Origin of the sequence: Mycobacterium sp., assembly GCF_032162105.1 — a bacterium.
In the GTDB taxonomy this organism is placed as follows: domain Bacteria; phylum Actinomycetota; class Actinomycetes; order Mycobacteriales; family Mycobacteriaceae; genus Mycobacterium.
Genome location: NZ_JAVRPS010000138.1, coordinates 1 through 17,064, shown reverse-complemented (window position 1 = coordinate 17,064; position 17,064 = coordinate 1). Strand labels below are relative to the sequence as shown.

Below are 17,064 nucleotides of genomic sequence, written 5' to 3'. Positions count from 1 at the left end.
CAAGGACGAGGAGGGCGTCGCCGACCTGGCCGCCCTGTCCGACGGGCTGCGCGCCGAACGCGAGCAGGGCATCACCATCGACGTCGCCTACCGGTTCTTCTCCACCGAGCGGCGCAGCTACATCCTGGCCGACACGCCTGGCCACGAGCGCTACACCCGCAACATGTTCACCGGTGCGTCCAACGCGCACGTCGCGGTACTGCTGGTGGACGCCCGCGCCGGCGTGTTACGTCAGACCCGCAGGCATGCGCGCATCGCGAAACTGCTTGGCATCCAGCACTTCGTGGCCGCCGTCAACAAGATCGACCTGGTCGACTTCGACGCAGGTCGGTTCGCCGAGGTCGAGTCGGAGTTGGCTCAGATGGCCGCCCGACTCGGGGGCGCGGAGCTGTCCGTCATCCCCATCGCCGCCAAGCTCGGCGACAACGTGGTGCACCGCTCGGCCAACACCCCCTGGTACACCGGGCCGACCCTGCTCGAGTACCTCGAGGCCATCGAACTGACCGCGCCCAACCCCGAGGCCGCCAAACTGCGGCTGCCCATCCAGTGGGTGTCCCGCCCGACCACCGACGAACGCCGCCGCTACACCGGGCGGTTGGCGGCTGGGACGCTGAGCGTTGGCGACTCCGTCATCTCGCTGCCTGCTGGCACCCGCTCCACCGTCACCGCCGTCGACACCCTCGACAACTCCCGGTCCACAGCCGTTGCGCCGCTGTCGATCTCGGTTGAGCTTGCCGACGACATCGATGTCGCCCGCGGCGACGTACTGGTCAGCGGCGACGAGAACGCGACGCTGCCTGTGCTGGCCCGCGAGCTCGACGCGACCGTGTGCTGGTTCGCCGAGACACCGCTACGGGCCGGGGACCGGGTCGCGTTGAAACAGACCTCCAAGACGGTGCGGGCTACGGTGCAGGCCCTGCACACCCGGCTGGACCCCGAGACGCTCGACGAGCTGGACAACCCGGTCGAGTTGCTGCTCAACGACATTGGCTCGGTGACGTTGCGCACCAGCTCGATCGTCGTGGCGGACCCGTACACCGACAATCGGGACAGCGGCGCGTTCATCCTCATCGACGAGGGTTCCAACGACACCGTCGGCGCCGGCACCATCGTCGAGGCGCGCGAGGTCAAGCCGGGGGCGCAGACCCGCAACGACATTCGCTGGCACCCGTCCTCACTGGACCGCGACTACCGGTGGTCGGCCACCAGTCAGCGGGGCGCCACCATCTGGTTCACCGGCCTGCCCGCATCGGGCAAGTCGACGGTGGCCGTCGCCGTCGAACGTGCGCTCGTCGAATCCGGTGACGTCGCCTACCTGTTGGACGGCGACAACATCCGGCACGGGCTGTCGGACGATCTCGGCTTCTCACCCGGTGACCGCGCCGAGAACATCAGGCGGGTAGGACATCTCACCCGACTGTTCGCCGACGCCGGAGTGGTCGCGCTGGCCTCGCTGGTGTCACCCCTGAAGTCCGACCGGGAGGTCGCCCGCGCCCTCAACGCCGCCGCCAAGTTGCCGTTCATCGAGGTGTACATCTGCACGTCGGTGGAGGAGTGCGAGAAGCGGGACCCGAAGGGTCTCTACGCCCGCGCCAGGGCCGGTGAACTCAAGGGGCTCACCGGTGTCGACGCTCCGTACGAACCCCCCGAGAATCCGGACCTTGTGCTCGACACCACCGGCGCCGACATCGACGAGCTGGTGGCCAAGGTACTCGAGGTGCTGAAGGCCAAGCGCGACGGCTCCTAGGACGAGCCGTCATCGATCACCTTCGCCGCAGGAGTCACCGCGGAGTAGGCGTCCTGTTCTGCTCCGGTGACGGGTGTGGCGCGTGTGATCAAATGCGTGCCTGCTTGGGGTGTCGTCGGTTGCCTCGGCAGCAGCAGCGGCGTCGGCTCTGCGTCCTGGGCGTGAAAGCGCGAGGAACCCGCGCCACCACCGCAGGGTCGAACGGGCGCCGCGGCAGCTGGGGCTGCCCGGAACGACTGAAAGTCGCTCATAGGTGGGCACTTCCACCAATGTCCGATCCAGGGATCAACTTGCCGAGAGGCACCAGAGGTGCCACTGGGGGCGGGAGAACCCGGCCCCAGTTTCCGGCCACAGTTCAACGCGGCCTAGATGATCGAGCCCTAACCACCCACTCGGGCCACCACGAACACCCGCCGGAACGGAAAGAACGTCGTGCCATCCGACCGAGCGGGATACGCCTCGGCGAGCAGCGGAATGATCGCCTGCCGATACCGTTGCCACGCCTCCTCCGAGAGCCTGCTCTTCACCTGGGTGAGGGCGGTGCCCGTGATCCAGTCCAGTACCGGTGTGTCACCGGTCAATTGGTGGACGTAGGTGGTCTCCCACGCATCCACCGTGCACCCGGCATCGGTCAGGACATCGGCGTACCGGCTGGGTGTCTCGACGACGTGTTCGTCGCGCCACGGCATGTCCCGCAACGGGTTTGCGAACGGCGCGCTGCGGGCAACCTCGCGCACAGCCTGATGCGACGGTGCGTCGAAGTTTCCCGGAACCTGCATCGCGATCCACGCACCGGCTGGCAGCTCGCCCGCCCAGCGGACCAGAAGCTCCTGATGCTCGGGCACCCACTGCAACGCGGCGTTGCTCACCACCACGTCGGTATCGGGCTTGGGTGACCAATCCGAGATCTCACCGGCGACGGCGTCGACGCCTCGCTCACGGGCAGCGTCGACCATCTCCTGCGAGCTGTCGACGGCTTCGATGAGGGCTTCGGGCCACCGCGGCGCAAGTGTCACCGTGAGGTTGCCGGGACCACAGCCGAGGTCGACGACGCGGCGCGGTGCCTCCGCACCGACTCTCGACAGCAGGTCGTAGAACGGCCGCCCGCGGTGGTCGGCGAAGGCCAGGTACACGTCGGGATTCCACATGCTGCCATCATCGTGGGTAATGGAAGAGTCAGCGGCGGTGCGTCGGATCTGGGTGTCCCTTGGTCTGCCCGGCATCGTGGACGTCCACACCCACTTCATGCCGAAGCGCGTGATGGACAAGGTGTGGCAGTACTTCGACGACGCGGGCCCGCTGCTGGGGCGCGCGTGGCCGATCGCTTACCGCACCGCCGAGGCCGAGCGTATCGAGACGTTGCGGGCCTTCGGCATACGCGCCTTCACGTCGCTGGTCTATCCACACAAGCCGCAGATGGCAGCCTGGCTGAATCAGTGGGCAGCAGAGTTCGCGTCGACCACCCCGGATTGCCTCCCCACCGCGACGTTCTACCCCGAACCCGAAGCGGGGGCCTACGTCAGCGCGGCGATCGACGGTGGCACGCGGGTCTTCAAGGCGCACGTCCAGGTCGGCGGCTACGACCCGACTGACCCGCTGCTTGACGACGTCTGGGGCGTCATCGAGGACGCGCGCATCCCGGTCGTGATCCACTGCGGGTCGGGTCCGCAACCGGGCGAGCACACCGGGCCGGAGCCGATCCGAGCGGTGCTGTCCAGACACCCCGGCCTGCGCCTGATCGTCGCGCACATGGGTATGCCGGAGTACACCGACTTCCTGGACCTCTGTGAGCGGTACGAGGAGGTGCGGCTCGACACCGCGGTGACGTTCACCCCGTTCATCGAGGAGGCCATGCCGTTCCCGCCCGCCGAGCGCGGCAGGCTTCGCGCGCTGGGCGATCGCATCCTGTTCGGCAGCGACTTCCCCCAAATTCCCCACGGCTACGTCGAGGCCATAGAGGCCCTGACGCAGTTGGACGGCATCGACGACGCCTGGTTGCGCGGCGTCCTGCACGACAACGCGGCCGGGCTGTTCGGACTGGCTCACAGCTGACTGGCAGGTAGACCGGCGAAACTTGACCGCCGTGACCGCACGGTGGCCCCGCCTCGCACTGGCTGCCCTGCTGGCGTGCACCGCGGCGCTCTACCTGTGGAACCTGTCGGCGACCGGCTACGGCAACACCTTCTACGCGGCCGCCGCCCAGGCCGGCGCACAGAGCTGGTCGGCGTGGTTCTTCGGTGCGCTGGACGCCCGCGACTTCATCACCGTCGACAAGCCGCCGGGGGCGCTCTGGGTGACCGGGTTGTCGGTGCGGCTGTTCGGCATGAACAGCTGGTCGGTACTCGTGCCACAGGCCGTGATGGGCGTCGCGGCGGTCGCGGTGCTGTTCGCCACGATGCGTCGCACGCTCTGGGATCGCAGGCAGGGCACCGTCGCCGGGCTCCTTGCCGGTGCGGTGCTGGCGTGCACCCCCGCGGCGGCGCTGATGTTCCGCTTCAACAATCCCGACGCCTGCCTGGTGCTGCTCCTGGTGCTCGCCGCCTACTGCCTGACCCGCGCGGTGGCCACGGCGTCGTGGCGGTGGCTCGCGCTCGTCGGCGCGGTGATGGGCGCGGCGTTCCTGACCAAGATGCTGCAGGGCTTCCTGGTGCTTCCGGGTTTCGCCGCGGCGTATCTGCTTGCCGCCCCGACGAGTTGGCGCAACCGCGTGCTGCACATGACCTCAGCCACCGGTGCGCTCGTCGTGGCCGCCGGGTGGTGGGTGGCCATCGTGCAGTTGATCCCCGCCGGGTCCCGGCCGTACATCGGCGGCTCGACCGACGACACCGTGCTCGATCTCGCGTTCGGCTACAACGGGCTCAGCCGCATCCTGGGCCGCGACCGCGGGACCGACTCGCAGTGGGGCAGCACGATGTTCCGGCCTGCGAACACCTCGGCCGGTCTGCACCGGCTGTTCGAAGGAGAGTTCGGCAACGAGATCTCCTGGCTGCTACCCGTCGCCCTGTTCGTCGTCGTATTCGGCGGATATCTCTGGGCGCGTGGCCATCTCAGCCGGGACGAGCGGGCCGCCTGCACGTCGTGGGGTGGATGGCTGCTGGTGACGGGCCTGGTGTTCACCGTCATGAACGGCACCGTGCACCCCTACTACAGCGTCGCGCTGGCACCCGCCGTCGCCGCGCTAGTCGGGCTGGGTTCGGTATGGGCATGGCGGGCCCGCTCCGGCTGGGACGGCCGGATCGCGCTCGCGGTCATGGTCGGCCTGGCCAGTTGGCGGTCGGTGGACCTGTTGAACCGCAACCACTTCGCCCCAAACTGGATGCCGTGGCTCGTCGCTGCCCTCAGCGTGGCTGGGATCGCGGCCGCACTGATCGGCAGGCGTCGGTGGTCGGCCGCCGGAGCCCTGGTGGGCGCGGCCGGGGCCGCCGCGGGAACGGTTGCGTTCTCCATCGCGACGGCGATGACACCGCACCACGGGGCAGTTCCCAACGCGGTGAGTTCGGTGCACCGCACCGCGCAACAGGCCGTCGCGGCGCAGAGGCTGGAAGAGGCGTTCGCGGTCGGCGGCTGGATGGGCGACGAGGCCACCAACGGCGACCTCGCCGCCCTACTCGCGGCCACGCACACGGCGTGGTCGGCCGCGACGAACGGATCGCAGTCCGCCGCCGCGCTCGAGATCGCGTCGGGCACGTCGGTGATGGCGATCGGCGGGTGGGGCGGCGACCCCGCGCCCACCCTCGAGCAGTTCATCGCCGACGTCCACGCCGGGAAGATCGCCTACTACGTCGAGGCCGGCAAGGGCGGCGCCGCCGAGCCGGAGGGCAGGGTCATCCGGGCGAAGAACCGCTCCGCGTCGCACACCCGCGACATCGCCGATTGGGTGGCCGCGCACTATCGGGCCACCACACTCGGTGAATCGCTGGTGTACCGCCTCACCTAGCGCTTGAGGCGAGTTACCATCGCGCGTGCCCAGTTCAACGTCGAACACAGCCGCACCGGTCGATCCACCGATCCCCGTTCCAGACGTCCGTGGTGCCGACGCGACCCCCGGTGGCCTGCCCCGACGGCAGGATCTCAGCCTTCGGCAGAAGCTCATCGTCGACTCCTCGGCGATCGCCGACGTCGGCCTGCGCACCGCGATCGCGTCAATCGTCGGCGCTGCGATGCTGCCGAAGGTCGCGGCGGCCGCTCTGCACCCGGCGGACTCGCGGGCCGAGCGCGAAGCACTGCGGTTCTACGCAGAACTGGGTGCGGCGAAGAACCCAGAATTGTCCTTCCCCGCGCCTACCGAGCTGCCCCGGGTCTCGTCGAGGCCTGCCAACCCGGTCGCCGAATGGATGGCGCACGGCCGCGTCCACAACATCAAGTTCAAGAGCTCCTTCGAGGCGATCAATCCCGCGGCCCGCGAACACCGCCGCGGATACGAGCGCAACAACGTGGTTCGTGCACAGCACTGGGTGCACGACGACGGACCACACCCGACGCTGTGCCTGATCCACGGCTTCATGGGGTCGGCGTATCTGTTGAACGGGCTGTTCTTCTCGTTGCCGTGGTTCTACCGGTCGGGCTACGACGTGCTGCTGTACACACTGCCGTTCCATGGCAGGCGCGCCGAGAGGTTCTCGCCCTTCAGCGGCTACGGCTACTTCGCGGACGGTTTCGCCGGGTTCGCCGAGTCGATGGCCCAGGCGGTGCACGACTTCCGTTCGGTCCTGGACTATCTCGAGTACACCGGAGTGGACCGGGTCGCATTGACCGGCATCTCGCTGGGCGGCTACACCTCGGCGTTGATCGCAGGCGTGGACGACCGCGTGCAGGCCGTGATCCCGAACGTTCCGGTGGTCAGCGTGGAAGATTTGATCGACGACTGGTTCCCGGCCAACCTGGTGTACCAGCTTGCGAACCGGGTCACGGCGACCGATCGTGAGTTGTCGGCCGCGGCGGCGATGTACCACTCGCCGCTGAACTACGCGCCGCTGGTGCCCAAGGACCGTCGCCTCATCATCACCGGACTCGGTGATCGGCTGGCTCCGCCCGAACAGGCCGAAAAGCTGTGGGAGCACTGGGATCGGTGTGCGATGCACTGGTTCCCCGGCCACCACGTCCTGCACGTCAGCCAGCCGGATTACCTGCGTCGGATGACCCGATTCATGAGCGGGTTCATGTTCTCCTGACCGCGCGTCGCGGTCGGATCACAACCCAAGTCTGCCCAGCAGGCCGCCCGGGCCCCCGTCGCTGTCGGGTGTTCGCTGGTTGGGAAATACAGGCCGTGGTTCGGGGCTGACACTGTTCGGTGAACGCAGGGTCGGTGTCGGCGCCTGCCGGGTGTCGGGTTGGGCGGACGGTGACGTCGACGGTGGTGGTAAAGCGGGTACCGATACCGGCGCAGGTTCCGGCACGACGTTCGCCGTCGAAGCGGTCGGTTCAGGTGGCGCCGGGAGTTCGGGTGGCGCATCGACGACGGGAGCGCTCGTCACGACGGGCGTCGGGGTGGGTTGCGTGGTGGACCCGCTCGGGGCGGGCGCGACGTCGACGGGCCCGGGCCACGACAGGATCAGTGCGACGGCGGCTGCGATCGCCACGACGGCAGCCGTCACCAGCAGCGGCCACCACCTGCGCGCGCGTGCCACGGGCTCGACGGATTCGGCGGCCGGCACCGCGGTCGTCGTCGTCTCACCGTCGATCGGCTCGAACAGGTAGTCGAATCGATCGGACGGGGTCTGGCCCCCCACACGGCGATCCTACAAGTGTGTTTGCTCCGCAAGCGGCGACTTGGTCACCTCCACCCGCCACTCGACGTGATCGAGCAACCCGTCGGGCAGCGGCACGGCGTCGGCCTCGAGCCGGTCGACCGACCTGGAATCCAGCGCCATCAGTAGGGATCGCTGCAGGCCACGCTGGATTTCGAGGAAGGGCAACGGGGGCCTGGTCGGCGCCTCCTCGGTGCGGAACGCGCAGATCGCGGCAACGGTGAGCGCATTTGCCGTGCCGCCGAACTCGAGTGCTGTCCAGGTTTCCCACACGGTGTGCGACCACACCTCGGCGAGCCGATCGCCAAGCCGTTCGTCGACGCGGATGCGGTAGGCGGCCAGGTGGCCGGCCGGATCACCGTCGCCCCGCACCGCCCGCCACGTCTCGTGGCCCCGCACGGTCAGGGGTCCCTGCACCGCGTCGACGATCGCGGCGCCCAGGCCCGCCTCACGCAGCTGGTCGGCCAGTCGTCACGGAGGCGCGCGGCCCCCGTCGTCTCCCTTAAGTATGCCTAAGCTAACTCGCTGAAGTTAGCATTGCATAACTCAACTGTCGAGACGCACGGTGCGCGCTGGCCCCGTGACCCAGGTCACTTCTTCGTAGCGCTGACCAGGCTGATCGAGCCGACCATCGGGGCGACGTCGGGGTCGTCCTCGGGCAGGGGTCGCCCCAGCTCGCGGAGATATGCGGCGAGCGGGGTGGCCTCGGCCGTCCACCCGCGGGCGCCGAACCAGTCCGCGGCGGGCGCGTGCTGCTCGTTGTAGACCAGCGTGAAGAACGTCCCTTCCGCGCCAGAGGCCCGTTCCTGTTCCTGCTTGGCCTCGAAGGCTGCCTGGGGCATGGGCCTGCCTTCCTCGACCGCGACCCAGCTGCCGGGGCTCGACAGCGCGTCGATGCCGTCGAACAGTCGCTCCTGCGCGCTGGCCGGCAGATAGAGGAGCAAACCCTCGGCGATCCACGCCGACGGTCGAGACGGGTCGAACCCGCTCGCCTTCAGCGCCGTTGACCAGTCGTCGCGGAGGTCGACGGCGACCTCGCGGCGCTCGGCGCGCGGCGCGTCACCGTGTCCATTCAGCGCTTCGCGTTTGAACGCGAGCACCCTTGGTTGATCGAGCTCGTAGACGACGGTGCCGTCCGCCCAGGGCAGCCGGTACGCGCGCGAGTCGAGGCCCGCGGCGAGCAAGACGATCTGCCGGACTCCCGCGTCGGCCGCCGCGGTGAAGTAGGCGTCGAAGTACTTGGTGCGCGCGGCCTGGAACGACACGAAGTGCCCACCGAACTCGGACCGCAGGCGGGCGTAGGTCGGACCGTCTTCCTCGACGCCGTCCAGCACGTCCGACCATTCGCCGCCTGCGGCGCGGCAGAACCTCTCGGCGTACGAGTCGACGGATAGGGGTTTGGGTTTCTGTGCCTCCAAAGCCCTTGCCGCGGCGACGAACAAGGCCGTCGAGCCGACGCTAGTGGTGATGTCCCAGGTGTCATTGTCGGTACGCATTGGCGCGAAGGTACGCGCGGACACTGACAGCAGGCTGGACCTCAGACCAGCGGGCGCCCCTTTCGGATCCGCCGGTCGAGATCGGTGAGCAGCACGTTGAACGGGAACTGCCGGACGAAGCGCGGCATCAGGTGGTTGACGGTGCGCAGCACTGCCATCAGGCGGTCGAACCGGCGCTGCTTCCGCGCGTCCCATGGCAGGCGCATCTCGTCGCGGAACTTCTGCGGCAGGAACCCCGTCGTGATCAGCAGGGCGAAGTCGTCCGACCACCGCTGCAGCGGCCCGGGCAACGTCACCCCCGGGATCCGGCTCGCCGCGATCGGGAACAGGTAGTCGCGCACGGTGTCGTCGAGGTGGACACGGTCCAGCGACTCCTGCCAGTAGCGGTCGAACGCCGCCCGGTCGGCGGGCCACATGTCGGCGGGCACCTGCAGCGTGGTGCCCAGCGACATGCCCTCGGCATAGTGCCGCTCGGCCGTCTCGTCGTCCATCTCGCCGATGAAGATCCGGTAGACGTCGACCGCGCCCTTGTACAGGCACGCCGCCACCCACATCTGGAGGTCCTCGTCGAAGGCGTTGTACTTCACCGGGCTCTCGTCGGTCGAGTACACCTGCGCATGGGCTCCGTTGACCGCCCGGCGGAAGGCCGCCTTCTGGGCGTCGCTGCCCTTGGTGGCCACGGCCAGGTAGGTGAACGTGGTGCGCCCCCGCTTGATCGGGTGCCGGTCGACCCGGCCGCTCTCCACCCGGCTCTCCAGGACGCCATAGCCGACCCCGGGCCTGCCCAGCTGCATGATCACGTTGGCCGGGCCTGCGAGCAGGGCCACGCCCATCAGTCCGTCGTCGATGCCGGCTCGACCCGTCGGCGTGCCTAGCTTGGTGGCGTCGACCGATGCGCTGACCCCACGCTCGACCCGACTCTCGCCGATCGACATTGGCCTCCCCTTCGAACCCAAATCTGAAAACCCGCGTTTCCTGATATTGCACCTCGCTCCCGACGGATGTCAAGATGGTGCGCATGGCTCAGGTCCGCCCCTACGGCGGTGTGGAAGCACGCGAGCGGATCGCTCTGCGGCGGCGCCGACTGCTCGACGCCGGCCTCGAGCTGCTCGGCGGTGCCGACGACCCGGCCGAACTCACGGTGCGGGCCATCTGCGGACAGGCCGGGGTCTCCGCGCGGTACTTCTACGAGAGCTTCACCGACAAGGACGAATTGGTCGCCGCGGTCTTCGACTGGGTGATCGCCGACATCGCCGCCACCACGCAAGCCGCCGTGGCCGCCGCGCCGCAGGAGGAACTGGCCAGGGCGGCCATGGCCAACATCGTCAGGACGATCGTCGGCGACGCCCGGATCGGCCGCCTGCTATTCAGCTCGCAGCTGGCCAACACGGTGCTGGCGCGCAAGCGGGTGGAATCCGGCGCCCTGATGGCGGCGTTGGCCGGTCAGCAGGCGGCCACCACGCTGAAGGTGCCCGACAACGACCGGGTCAAGGCCACCGCGCAGTTCGTGGTCGGCGGCGTCGGGCAGGCGATCAGCGCCTGGCTGGCCGGCGACGTCGATCTGCAGCCCGACGAGCTGGTCGATCAACTGGCCGCGGTGCTCGACCGGCTCGGCGATCCCGGGCTGTACTAACGTCCGGCGGCCACCGGCGGCCGTCGATCGGCTTCCGTCTTCGGCACCGTCACCGTGTCGCTGTCGGTGAACTGTTTGGTCCAGCAGGCGAATTCGAGCGTGATGCCGTCGGGGTCCTGGAAGTAGAACGAGCGCACGTAGACGCCGGGATGCAGCGTCATCGACACCTGGGCAGGACTCTCGTCGTGGTTGAGCACCGGCCCGACCCGCACGCCCTTCTCCTTGAGTCGCTTGCGGTACTCGTCGAACTTCTCGGCGGGAACGTGGAAAGCGAGGTGGTTCAGGGAGCCGACCGCGCTGACGATCTCGCCGATGCCGGGAATGGACGCGGGTGCGGACATCCCTGGCACGCCGTCGGGCGCCTCGGCGAACCAGAAGAACGCCACGCAATCGCCGTTGCCTGCGTCGAAGAAGAAGTGCTGCCCCATCCCGCCGGGCAGGTCCAGCGACTTGACCAGCGGCATGCCGAGCACTCCCGCGTAGAAGTCGACCGTCTTCGCCATGTCCGCGCACACCAACGCCACGTGGTTGATGCCGCCGAGTTCGAACTCGGAGTTGGTGTTCTGGGGCTTGATCACGTCGCCGCTCCTCGAAATGCCCGACCCTCGGGGTCTGGTCAAGGCCTCAATCTGAATCTAACATCAGATTCAGGTCGGATCAATCATCAGGAAGGCCTCGAGTGACCGTCGCGCCCCGTGAGCAGTTGCCGACCGTCCGGGGCAGGCAGACGCAAGCGGCGATCGACGTCGCGGCGCGGGCGGTCATCGCGCGCAAGGGAATTCTGGCCACCACGATCTCCGACATCGCCGCCGAAGCTGGCCGGTCGACCGCGTCGTTCTACAACTACTACGACTCCAAGGAGGCGATGGTCCGCGAGTGGGCGCTGCGCTTCCGCGACGAGGCGCGTGACCGAGCGCAGGCGGCCACCGTGCCGGAGTTGAGCAACCGCGAGCGCGCCCACCGGGCTGCCGCCGCGCACTGGACCACCTACCGCCACCGCCTGGCCGAGATCATCAGCGTCTCGCAGTTGGCCATGGTCAACGACGACTTCGCGCAGTACTGGGCCGACATCTGCGAGTTGCCGATATCGCTCGTCACTGCGATGGTGAAACAGGCTCAGCAACAAGGGTTCTGCGCCGACGACGACCCACATCTGGTCGCGGTGGCGTTGGTCTCGATGCTGAACCAGTTCTGCTACGTCCAGTTGAGCGGCGACGGCGCCAGTACCGCCGACGACGAGGCGTGCATCAAGACATTGGCCGATGTTTTCTACCGCACCATCTACTTCGAGGAGACCTCGCCGACATGACGAAGAATCCGGGGGTATCAGGGACGCCGGGCGTGACCAGGGAGTTCATCGGCCTGGACTCCCCCACCGCCCGCCGGGCCGGCTCTGGCGGCCACCCCTGTCAGGGGGTCTACTACCGAGGCGTCGGCCGCAAGCCGAAGGTGGCGATGATCGCCACGCACTATCAGATCGACTTCTCCGAGCACTACCTCGCGGACTACATGGCCACCCGCGGCATCGGCTTCCTCGGCTGGAACACCCGGTTCCGTGGCTTCGAGAGCAGCTTCCTACTCGACCACGCACTGGTAGACATCGGGGTGGGCATCCGGTGGCTCCGTGATGTGCAGGGCGTGGAAACGATTGTGCTGCTCGGCAATTCCGGTGGCGGCTCGCTGATGGCCGCCTACCAGGCCCAGGCCGTCGATCCCCACGTCACTCCGCTGGACGGTATGCGGCCCGCGGCAGGCCTGACCGAGCTGCTGCCCGCCGACGGCTACGTGGCGAGCGCCGCGCACCCAGGCCGACCCGACGTGCTGACGGCGTGGATGGACGGCTCCGTCGTCGACGAGTGCGACCCCGTCGCCAGCGATCCCGCGCTGGACCTGTTCGACAAGCGCAACGGCCCGCCGTACTCGGCCGACTTCATCGAGCGGTACCGGGCCGCGCAGGTCGCGCGCAATCATGCGATCACCGAATGGGCCGAAGACGAGCTGAAACGGGTTCGGGCGGCGGGTTTCTCGGACCGCCCCTTCACGGTGTTACGCACCTGGGCCGACCCGCGCATGGTCGATCCGACCATCGAACCCACCAAGCGTCCTGCCAACACCTGCTACGCGGGCGTCCCGGTGAAGGCCAACCGGTCGGCGCACGGGATCGCCGCGGCATGCACCTTGCGGGGTTGGCTGGGGATGTGGAGCCTGCGGCACTCCCAGACTCGCGCCGAACCGCACCTGGCCCGCATCACCTGCCCGGCGCTGGTGATCAACGCCGAGCAGGACTCCGGCGTGTATCCGTCGGACGCAGAACGCATTCACGATGCGCTGGCCGGAACGGACAAGGCGATGTCCTCGATCGACTCCGACCACTACTTCACCACCCCCGGAGCGCGCAGCGAGCAGGCCGACACTATTGCGAGATGGATCGCCAAGCGGTGGCGCTGAGTCTCGAGCTCACAGCGCGATGACGACCTTGCCCCTGATCAGACCGTCCGCCAGGTAGCGGACGGCGGCCGCCGCCTCATCGAGCCGAAACGTCCGGTCGACCCCTGGCGGGATGTCGCTGTACAACCACGTGTCCAATAAATCCGAGCTGTTCGACGGCATGGTCGATGTCGTGTTCGCCGAGATCGACCTGCCGCCCGCCGACGTGGGCTGGCGCACCGCGATGCGTACCCGCGCGCTGTCGGCTCGCCGGGTGCTGGCCCGTCATCGGTGGGCGATCGGCTTGATGGAGTCACGGTCGGCGCCAGGACCCGCGACGTTGCGCCACCACGACGCGATGCTCGGCTGCCTGCGCAGGGCCGGATTCTCCGTCGTGATGACGGGGTGCAGGAGGCGAGCCCGCCGTTCGACTCCCCGGAGGACGCGGCGCAGGTCGCCCACGACATACTCAGGCGGGCCCCGGCCGGAGAATATCCCTACCTCGCGGAGCTGGCCGCCGAGCGAGTCGTGCAAGCCGAATGCGACTTTGGCGACGAGTTCGAGGTCGGACTCGACCTGCTGCTGGACAGCCTGGAGCGTGCGATCGAAAGGCAGTAGCGTGACGCTGAACGTCGATTCCATCACCGTCTTGGCGCACTTCGTGCCAGGCGACAAGGCGCTGGCCTTGCTTGCGCCACAAGCGGATTGGCTCGACATTCGCTACTGCGCCGAGGACGACGACGACACCTTCTACCGCGAGTTGCCCGAGGCCGACGTGATCTGGCACGTCCTGCGACCGCTGTCGGGCGAGGACCTCGAGCGGGCCACGCGGTGCCGGCTGGTGCACAAGCTTGGCGCGGGGGTGAACACCATCGACGTCGACGCCGCCACGCGACGCGGTATCGCCGTGGCCAACATGCCCGGCGCCAACGCCCCGTCGGTGGCCGAGGGTGCGGTGCTGCTGATGCTCGCCGCACTGCGAAGGCTGCCCGCGCTCGATGCGGCCACCAGGGCCGGCGCGGGCTGGCCGTCGGATCCGACGCTCGGCGAGACGGTGCGCGACATTGGCAGCTGCACCGTCGGCCTGGTCGGCTACGGCAACGTCGCCAAGCGCGTCGAGAGGATTGTCCTGGCGATGGGGGCTCCCCCTTCTGCGGTGCTGCACACCAGCACCCGCGACGACGGCCATGCCGGGTGGCGGCCGCTGCCCGAACTGCTCGCCGCCAGCGACATCGTCTCGCTGCACCTGCCGCTGACCGATCGGACGGCGGGGCTGCTCGACGCCTCGGCGCTGGCACTGATGAAGCGCGACGCCGTACTGGTCAACACCTCACGCGGAGCGATCATCGACGAGGCCGCACTGGTCGACGCGCTGAGCACGGGCGTGCTCGCGGCCGCCGGCCTTGACGTGTTCGCCGTCGAGCCGGTCGCCGCGGACAACCCGCTGCTGGCCCTCGACAACGTCGTGCTCACCCCGCACGTCACCTGGTACACCGCCGACACCATGCGGCGCTACCTGGGCGAAGCGGTGGACAACTGCGAGCGACTGCGCGACGGCAAAGACTTGGTGAACCTGGTGAACCAAGTTCGGTGAGGGGCCGGTCGGCTTTCTCGTCACGCCCGGTACCCTCGTTCCCAACCCACCGGTTGATTCAAGGCCCATCGAGGAGTCTGAAGAATGCCCATCGCGATCCTTTCCGAACACAGCGACCTCGCCGATTCAGTCCGATCTCTGGTGGCGCGAGTCGCGCCGTCCGAGGTCCTGCACGAGGCGCTCGAGACGCCGGTACCGAACCCGCCGCCCTACTGGAAGGCCGCCGCCGACCAGGGTCTGCAGGGCGTGCACCTGTCGGAATCCGTGGGTGGACAGGGGTTCGGCATCCTCGAGCTGGCGATCGTGCTCGCCGAGTTCGGCTACGGCGCGGTCCCAGGGCCGTTCGTCCCCTCGGCGATCGCCAGTGCGTTGATCTCCGCGAACGACCCCGACGACAAGCGGCTCGTCGAGTTGGCGTCGGGCGACGCCATCGCCGCATACGCCATCGACTCCGGCCTGACGGCCACCCGGCAGGGCGATGAACTCGTCATCCGTGGTGAGGTCCGCGCCGTGCCTGCGGCAGCGCAGGCGTCGATCCTGGTGCTGCCGGTCGCGATCGACAGCGGCGAGGAGTGGGTGGTCCTCGACGCCGACCAACTGGAGATCGAGCCAATCAAGAGCGTCGACCCGCTGCGCCCGCTGGCGCACGTGCGGGCCAACGCCGTCGAGGTCGGTGACGACCGGGTGCTGTCCAACCTGAGCCGCACGCGTGCCCGCGCCCTGATGTCGACCCTGCTCTCCGCCGAGTGCATCGGCGTCGCCCGCTGGGCCACCGACACCGCATCGGAGTACGCCAAGATCCGCGAGCAGTTCGGCAGGCCGATCGGTCAATTCCAGGCCATCAAGCACAAGTGCGCCGGCATGATCGCCGAGACCGAGCGCGCCACGGCCGCGGTCTGGGACGCCGCACGTGCCATCGACGAGGACGACTCGCAGGCCACCGGAGGGCAGGAGCGCAGCGACTCGGGAGATGACAGCGCCTACGAGTTCGCCGCCGCCGTCGCCGCCACCCTGGCCCCGGTGGCCGCGCAGCACTGCACGCAGGACTGCATTCAAGTGCACGGCGGCATCGGCTTCACCTGGGAGCACGACACCAACGTGTACTACCGGCGCGCGATCGTGCTGGCCGCCTGCTTCGGACGCGCCGCCGACTACCCCCAGCAGGTGGTGGACGTCGCGACCACGACCGGGATGCGTTCGATCGACATCGATCTCGACCCAGACACCGAAAAACTCCGCGACGAGATCCGCGCGGAAGTGGCTGCGCTCAAGGAGATTCCGCGCGACGAGCGCAATGTCGCCATCGCCGAGGGCGGCTGGGTCACGCCGCATCTGCCCAAGCCGTGGGGCCGGTCGGCGACCCCCATCGAGCAGATCATCATCGCGCAGGAGTTCGCGACCGGGAAGGTTTCGCGGCCTCCGATGGGCATCGCCGCCTGGATCATCCCGTCGATCGTCGCCTACGGCACCGACACGCAGCAGCAGCGCTTCCTGCCGCCCACCTTCCGCGGCGAGATGATCTGGTGCCAGCTGTTTTCCGAGCCGGGCGCGGGTTCCGACCTGGCCAGCCTGACCACCAAGGCCACCAAGGTCGACGGCGGCTGGCGGATCACCGGCCAGAAGATCTGGACCACCGGCGCGCAGTACTCGAAGTGGGGCGCGCTGCTGGCGAGATCGGACCCAAACGCTCCAAAGCACCAAGGCATCACCTACTTCCTGCTGGACATGGCCAGCGAGGGCGTCGAGGTCAAGCCGCTGCGCGAGCTCACCGGCAACGCGATGTTCAACACCGTGTTCATCGACGACGTGTTCGTGCCCGACGAGTTCGTGCTGGGCGAGGTGGACCGCGGCTGGGAGGTCAGCCGCAATACCCTGACCAACGAGCGGGTGTCGATCGGCAGCAGCGAGCCGCCATTCCTGGCCACCCTCGACCAGTTCGTGAAGTTCTTGAAGGACGGCCACTTCGACCAGATCGAGCAGAACCATGCCGGTCGCTTGATCGCCGAGGGCTACGCAGCCAAGGTGCTCAACCTGCGCTCGACGCTGCTGACGCTGGCCGGGGGTGACCCGATGCCCGCGGCGGCGATCTCCAAGCTGCTGGCCATGAAGACCGGCCAGGGTTACGCCGAGTTCGGGGTGTCGTCGTTCGGCACCGATGCGGCCGTCGGCGATTCCGAGCAGCTGTCCGGCAAGTGGGCCGAGTACCTCCTCGCGGGCCGGGCCACGACGATCTACGGCGGCACGACCGAGGTGCAGCTGAACATCATCGCCGAGCGGCTGCTCGGCCTGCCGCGCGATCCCTAAGCGGCGGCGGCGCCCGCACGGCCAAGCCGTCCGAGTCGTCGACGATGTGTGCGCGAGGTCGGAAGTTGCGTGACACGCTTGGACGACGTCGCGGCCTAGGAGGGTGTCACGAGCAG

The 17,064-nt window shown here is 68.5% G+C and carries 18 protein-coding genes and 1 pseudogene; 12 read left to right on the top strand and 7 right to left on the bottom strand.

All coding sequences use genetic code 11. The annotated features are described in order from the left end of the window. On the top strand, nucleotides 1–1,747 hold a 1,747-nt coding region (gene cysN / locus QOC69_RS06825), incomplete at its 5' end, for a sulfate adenylyltransferase subunit CysN (protein WP_526437663.1). Here cysN and QOC69_RS06820 read toward each other — a convergent pair. Together QOC69_RS06820 and QOC69_RS06815 are read right to left on the bottom strand one after the other, a co-directional pair. Next, nucleotides 1,744–1,998 (bottom strand): hypothetical protein, encoded by a 255-nt coding sequence (locus tag QOC69_RS06820; protein ID WP_526437661.1) that lies wholly within the window; start codon nucleotides 1,996–1,998, stop codon nucleotides 1,744–1,746. The two genes, cysN and QOC69_RS06820, sit on opposite strands and share 4 nt — an antisense overlap. Before the next feature lie 129 nt (nucleotides 1,999–2,127). Continuing rightward, entirely contained in the window at nucleotides 2,128–2,895 is a 768-nt protein-coding gene (locus tag QOC69_RS06815; protein WP_526437659.1) for a trans-aconitate 2-methyltransferase, read from the bottom strand. Nucleotides 2,896–2,914: 19 nt separating this feature from the next. Between QOC69_RS06815 and QOC69_RS06810 the strand changes: the two genes are divergently transcribed. The 4 genes from QOC69_RS06810 (at nucleotide 2,915) to QOC69_RS06795 (ending at nucleotide 7,444) form a co-directional block, all read left to right on the top strand. After that, a complete protein-coding gene (locus QOC69_RS06810; protein WP_526437657.1) occupies nucleotides 2,915–3,799 on the top strand; it encodes an amidohydrolase family protein in 885 nt (294 codons plus the stop codon). A 31-nt stretch (nucleotides 3,800–3,830) separates the two neighbouring features. Next, nucleotides 3,831–5,684 (top strand): ArnT family glycosyltransferase, encoded by a 1,854-nt coding sequence (locus QOC69_RS06805; protein ID WP_526437654.1) that lies wholly within the window; start codon nucleotides 3,831–3,833, stop codon nucleotides 5,682–5,684. Between the two features lie 25 nt (nucleotides 5,685–5,709). Then, on the top strand, nucleotides 5,710–6,918 hold the full coding sequence (locus QOC69_RS06800; RefSeq protein WP_526437652.1) for an alpha/beta hydrolase family protein: 1,209 nt from the start codon (nucleotides 5,710–5,712) through the stop codon (nucleotides 6,916–6,918). A gap of 79 nt (nucleotides 6,919–6,997) precedes the next feature. Continuing rightward, the gene (locus QOC69_RS06795) at nucleotides 6,998–7,444 is read left to right on the top strand and encodes a hypothetical protein (protein ID WP_526437650.1); all 447 of its coding nucleotides are present in this window, start codon (nucleotides 6,998–7,000) and stop codon (nucleotides 7,442–7,444) included. A gap of 41 nt (nucleotides 7,445–7,485) precedes the next feature. Here QOC69_RS06795 and QOC69_RS06790 read toward each other — a convergent pair whose 3' ends face one another. The 3 genes from QOC69_RS06790 to QOC69_RS06780 form a co-directional block, all read right to left on the bottom strand. Further along, nucleotides 7,486–7,911: a hypothetical protein gene (locus QOC69_RS06790; RefSeq protein WP_526437648.1), complete on the bottom strand. Its 426-nt coding sequence runs from the start codon at nucleotides 7,909–7,911 to the stop codon at nucleotides 7,486–7,488. 173 nt (nucleotides 7,912–8,084) lie between these two features. Then, complete coding sequence (locus tag QOC69_RS06785; protein WP_526437645.1) at nucleotides 8,085–8,990, bottom strand: class I SAM-dependent methyltransferase; 906 nt, start codon at nucleotides 8,988–8,990, stop codon at nucleotides 8,085–8,087. A 41-nt stretch (nucleotides 8,991–9,031) separates the two neighbouring features. Continuing rightward, entirely contained in the window at nucleotides 9,032–9,925 is an 894-nt protein-coding gene (locus QOC69_RS06780; protein WP_526437643.1) for an oxygenase MpaB family protein, read from the bottom strand. 74 nt (nucleotides 9,926–9,999) lie between these two features. On the opposite strand from QOC69_RS06780, the gene QOC69_RS06775 reads away from it, so the two are divergent. Beyond that, complete coding sequence (locus QOC69_RS06775; RefSeq protein ID WP_526437641.1) at nucleotides 10,000–10,623, top strand: TetR/AcrR family transcriptional regulator; 624 nt, start codon at nucleotides 10,000–10,002, stop codon at nucleotides 10,621–10,623. On the opposite strand, the gene QOC69_RS06770 is transcribed toward QOC69_RS06775, so the two are convergent. After that, nucleotides 10,620–11,201, bottom strand: coding sequence for a VOC family protein (locus QOC69_RS06770; protein WP_526437639.1), 582 nt, complete (start codon nucleotides 11,199–11,201; stop codon nucleotides 10,620–10,622). The two genes, QOC69_RS06775 and QOC69_RS06770, sit on opposite strands and share 4 nt — an antisense overlap. 101 nt (nucleotides 11,202–11,302) lie before the next feature. Between QOC69_RS06770 and QOC69_RS06765 the strand changes: the two genes are divergently transcribed. Beyond that, entirely contained in the window at nucleotides 11,303–11,932 is a 630-nt protein-coding gene (locus QOC69_RS06765; protein WP_526437637.1) for a TetR/AcrR family transcriptional regulator, read from the top strand. After that, on the top strand, nucleotides 11,929–13,071 hold the full coding sequence (locus tag QOC69_RS06760; protein ID WP_526437635.1) for an alpha/beta hydrolase family protein: 1,143 nt from the start codon (nucleotides 11,929–11,931) through the stop codon (nucleotides 13,069–13,071). The genes QOC69_RS06765 and QOC69_RS06760 overlap by 4 nt, the downstream gene beginning before the upstream one ends. A 9-nt stretch (nucleotides 13,072–13,080) precedes the next feature. Here the strand turns inward: QOC69_RS06760 and QOC69_RS06755 are convergent, their stop codons facing one another. Then, nucleotides 13,081–13,233, bottom strand: coding sequence for a zinc-binding dehydrogenase (locus QOC69_RS06755; protein ID WP_526437633.1), 153 nt, complete (start codon nucleotides 13,231–13,233; stop codon nucleotides 13,081–13,083). On the opposite strand from QOC69_RS06755, the pseudogene QOC69_RS06750 reads away from it, so the two are divergent. From QOC69_RS06750 to QOC69_RS06735, 4 genes and pseudogenes are all read left to right on the top strand, one after another. Next, nucleotides 13,184–13,381 (top strand): annotated as a pseudogene (locus QOC69_RS06750) (TetR/AcrR family transcriptional regulator); the annotation flags it as partial. The gene QOC69_RS06755 and the pseudogene QOC69_RS06750 sit on opposite strands and share 50 nt — an antisense overlap. Continuing rightward, nucleotides 13,342–13,668: a TetR/AcrR family transcriptional regulator C-terminal domain-containing protein gene (locus QOC69_RS06745; protein ID WP_526437667.1), complete on the top strand. Its 327-nt coding sequence runs from the start codon at nucleotides 13,342–13,344 to the stop codon at nucleotides 13,666–13,668. The pseudogene QOC69_RS06750 and the gene QOC69_RS06745, both read left to right, overlap by 40 nt. 22 nt (nucleotides 13,669–13,690) lie before the next feature. Beyond that, entirely contained in the window at nucleotides 13,691–14,644 is a 954-nt protein-coding gene (locus tag QOC69_RS06740) for a 2-hydroxyacid dehydrogenase (protein ID WP_526437665.1), read from the top strand. 84 nt (nucleotides 14,645–14,728) lie between these two features. After that, nucleotides 14,729–16,948 (top strand): acyl-CoA dehydrogenase family protein, encoded by a 2,220-nt coding sequence (locus tag QOC69_RS06735; protein WP_526437631.1) that lies wholly within the window; start codon nucleotides 14,729–14,731, stop codon nucleotides 16,946–16,948. Nucleotides 16,949–17,064: the final 116 nt, after the last annotated feature.

Excerpts from the sequence above, each read along its gene's own strand:
- QOC69_RS06820 (WP_526437661.1), bottom strand. The coding sequence starts at position 1,998 with ATGAGCGACTTTCAGTCGTTCCGGGCAGCCCCAGCTGCCGCGGCGCCC.
- QOC69_RS06815 (WP_526437659.1), bottom strand. The coding sequence starts at position 2,895 with ATGTGGAATCCCGACGTGTACCTGGCCTTCGCCGACCACCGCGGGCGG.
- QOC69_RS06810 (WP_526437657.1), top strand. The coding sequence starts at position 2,915 with ATGGAAGAGTCAGCGGCGGTGCGTCGGATCTGGGTGTCCCTTGGTCTG.
- QOC69_RS06785 (WP_526437645.1), bottom strand. The coding sequence starts at position 8,990 with ATGCGTACCGACAATGACACCTGGGACATCACCACTAGCGTCGGCTCG.
- QOC69_RS06780 (WP_526437643.1), bottom strand. The coding sequence starts at position 9,925 with ATGTCGATCGGCGAGAGTCGGGTCGAGCGTGGGGTCAGCGCATCGGTC.
- QOC69_RS06775 (WP_526437641.1), top strand. The coding sequence starts at position 10,000 with ATGGTGCGCATGGCTCAGGTCCGCCCCTACGGCGGTGTGGAAGCACGC.
- QOC69_RS06760 (WP_526437635.1), top strand. The coding sequence starts at position 11,929 with ATGACGAAGAATCCGGGGGTATCAGGGACGCCGGGCGTGACCAGGGAG.
- QOC69_RS06755 (WP_526437633.1), bottom strand. The coding sequence starts at position 13,233 with ATGCCGTCGAACAGCTCGGATTTATTGGACACGTGGTTGTACAGCGAC.
- QOC69_RS06735 (WP_526437631.1), top strand. The coding sequence starts at position 14,729 with ATGCCCATCGCGATCCTTTCCGAACACAGCGACCTCGCCGATTCAGTC.